The 2,800-nt window shown below is 69.9% G+C and carries 2 protein-coding genes; both read right to left on the bottom strand.

Annotation, left to right across the window (positions count from 1 at the left end; genetic code table 11):
* Positions 1-77: 77 nt before the first annotated feature.
* The gene (locus QQM67_RS27355) at positions 78-1,289 is read right to left on the bottom strand and encodes a cytochrome P450 (RefSeq protein WP_314177543.1); all 1,212 of its coding nucleotides are present in this window, start codon (positions 1,287-1,289) and stop codon (positions 78-80) included.
* A gap of 81 nt (positions 1,290-1,370) precedes the next feature.
* On the bottom strand, positions 1,371-2,711 hold the full coding sequence (gene ccrA, locus QQM67_RS27350; protein ID WP_314177540.1) for a crotonyl-CoA carboxylase/reductase: 1,341 nt from the start codon (positions 2,709-2,711) through the stop codon (positions 1,371-1,373).
* Between the last annotated feature and the right edge of the window lie 89 nt (positions 2,712-2,800).

Here is a 2,800-nt window from a genome sequence, read left to right as displayed (position 1 = left end):
CAACTAACCCATCTCGACGGTCGGGCGGGCCGCGCGGGCGCGGGGCGCGCGAGTGGCGGTGGCGGGGCAGGCGGCGGTCACCAGGTCACCGGGAGTTCGCGGAGGCTGTAGACGATCGCGGTGTCGCGGAATTTCAGCTCCTCGACGCGTCCGGCGAGTTTCAGCGTGGGGATGCGCCGGGCGAGGGTCCCGAGAGCGACCTGGAGTTCCACGCGGGAGAGGAACTTGGCGATGCAGCTGTGGATGCCGTGCCCGAAGGCCAGGGGGGTGCTGCCGGCGCGTGTGATGTCGAGCCGGTCGGCCTCTTCGTAGACGTTCTCGTCACGGTCGGCGGAGGACAGCAGCACGATGAGGCCCTCGCCCGCGCTGATGCGCTGCCCGCAGAGCTCGGTGTCCTCGGTGGCGACGCGGCCGACGCCGCACTGCATGACGTTCTGGTAGCGCAGCAGCTCCTCCACGGCGCCGACGATGAGTTCGTCGGTGTCCTCCTGGAGGCGGGCGAACTCCTCGGGGTGTTCCAGCAGCGCCAGCGTGGTCAGTGCGATGGAGCTGGCGGTGGTGTCGTAGCCGGCGGAGAGCAGCATCATTCCGGTGACGACGACCTCGTCGTGCCCGATCTCGCCGTTGCGCATCTGGTTGCCGGTGAGGCGGCCCAGTACGTCGTCTGTGGGGTCGCGTTCCTTGTCGGCGACGAGCTTGTGCATGTAGCGGAAGAGGGCTCCGGCGGCGGCGTCGCGGCGTGCCTGGGTGGTGCTGGTCTCGACGAGGGTGTTGATCCAGCGGCCGAAGGCGACGCGGTCGCGGTAGGGCACCCCGAGCAGTTCGCACACCACGGTCAGCGGCACGGGGCGGGCGAAGGCGGTCACCAGGTCCACGGGGCGGGGTCCGGCCAGCAGCCGGTCGACGCGCTCGTCGACGAGTTCCTGGATGCGCGGGCGCATCGCCTCGGCCTGCTTCTTGGTGAAGTGGCTCATGATCATCCGCCGGTATCGGGTGTGTTCCGGCGGGTCGACGGTGACGAAGGCCCCGGGCTGCGGGTCGACGGGGAAGAGGTAGCGGGGGTATCCGGGGTTGGCGACCTCGGCGCTGAAGCGCGGGTCGGACAGGACGGCGCGCACGTCCTCGTAGCGCGATACGAGCCAGGCCACGTCGCCGCTGGGCGTGGTGACCTTCCGTACGGGCTGGTCGCGGCGGAACCGGGCGTACTCCGGCGGCAGGTCCAGCGGCCGCCTGCTGTCCCGCGGCAGGGGGAACGGGCACTCCTGCGTCGCTGTGAGCCCTTCGTGCATGTGCTGCGTCCCAACTTCGTCGCGGAGGCTGCCCGCCCGGGCGGTCCCCTCTCCCGCTGTGGTCTCTGTCGCGGTGCGTGTTCAGGTGCGGAAGCGGTTGATGGCCTCCAGGTGCCTGCTGCGTTTCTCCTCATCCCGCACGCCGAGCCCCTCACCGGGGGCGAGGGCGAGGACGCCGAGCTTCCCCTGGTGGGCGTTGTTGCGGACGTCGAGCGCCGCTTGCGGGGCGTCCTGGAGGGGGTAGACGCGGGAGAGCGTGGGGTGGACGGCGCCGCGTGCGGCGAGCCGGTTGGCCTCCCACGCCTCGCGGTAGTTGGCGAAGTGGGAGCCGACGATGCGCTTGAGGTTCATCCACAGGTAGCGGTTGTCGTAGGTGTGCTGGTATCCGCTGGTGGAGGCGCAGGTGACGATCGTGCCGCCCTTGCGGGCGACGTACACGCTCGCGCCGAACGTCTCGCGGCCGGGGTGTTCGAAGACGATGTCCGGGTCCTCGCCTCCGGTCAGCTCCCGTATGTGCTTGCCGAAGCGTTTGAACTCCCGCTGGTCCTGGGTGTGTTCGCCGCTCCAGAAGCGGTAGTCCTCCTGTGACCTGTCGATGATCAGTTCCGCGCCCATGCGGCGGCAGATCTCGGCCTTCTCGGGGCTGGAGACGACGCACACGGGCCGGGCGCCGCCGTTGAGCGCGAGCTGCGTGGCGTACGAGCCGAGTCCGCCGCTCGCGCCCCAGATCAGCACCGTGTCGCCCTGCTTCATGCCGGCGCCGTTGGCGGAGACGAGCTGCCGGTAGGCGGTGGAGTTGACCAGTCCGAGGCAGGCCGCCTCCTCCCAGGTGAGGTGGCCGGGCTTGGGCATGAGCTGGTTGGACTTGACGAGTGCGAGTTCGGCGAGGCCGCCGAAGTTGGTCTCGAAGCCCCAGATGCGCTGCTGCGGGTCGAGCATCGTGTCGTTGTGCCCGTCGGGCGACTCCAGTTCGACCGACAGGCAGTGCGCGACGACTTCGTCGCCGGGCTGCCAGGCGTTGACGCCGGGGCCGGTGCGCAGCACCACGCCGGACAGGTCGGAGCCCAGTACGTGGTAGGGCAGGTCGTGCCGACGGGCGAGCGGGGAGGTGCGGGCGTAGCGCTTGAGGAAGCCGAACGTCGGCAGGGGCTCGAAGATGGACGACCAGACGGTGTTGTAGTTGATGGAGCTGGCCATGACCGCCACCAGCGCCTCGCCCGGGCCGAGTTCGGGTGTGGGCACCTGCTGGAGGTGGAGGGACTTGGTGGGGTCGCGGTCGCGTCCGTCGACGCCGTCGAACATGCCGGCGTCCTCCTCGCGGACGACGACCGCACGGTATTCGCCGGGCACGGGGAGGGACGCGAAGTCGCGCGTGTCCGCCTCGCCGGAGCCGACGGCGCTGACGATCTCCTGAACAGTCATCGAGGAACCTCCTGGCACCGGCCGAGCGGGTAACCGTCCGTAGCGGTCACACCGTAGGTCGGCTGGTACTAGGGAATCTTCGAGACTTC

It is taken from the genome of Streptomyces winkii (assembly GCF_032248595.1).
GTDB classification, from domain to species: Bacteria; Actinomycetota; Actinomycetes; order Streptomycetales; family Streptomycetaceae; genus Streptomyces; species Streptomyces winkii.
This window is presented reverse-complemented; position numbering and strand designations above follow the sequence as displayed.

Excerpts from the sequence above, each read along its gene's own strand:
- ccrA (WP_314177540.1), bottom strand. The coding sequence starts at position 2,711 with ATGACTGTTCAGGAGATCGTCAGCGCCGTCGGCTCCGGCGAGGCGGAC.
- QQM67_RS27355 (WP_314177543.1), bottom strand. The coding sequence starts at position 1,289 with ATGCACGAAGGGCTCACAGCGACGCAGGAGTGCCCGTTCCCCCTGCCG.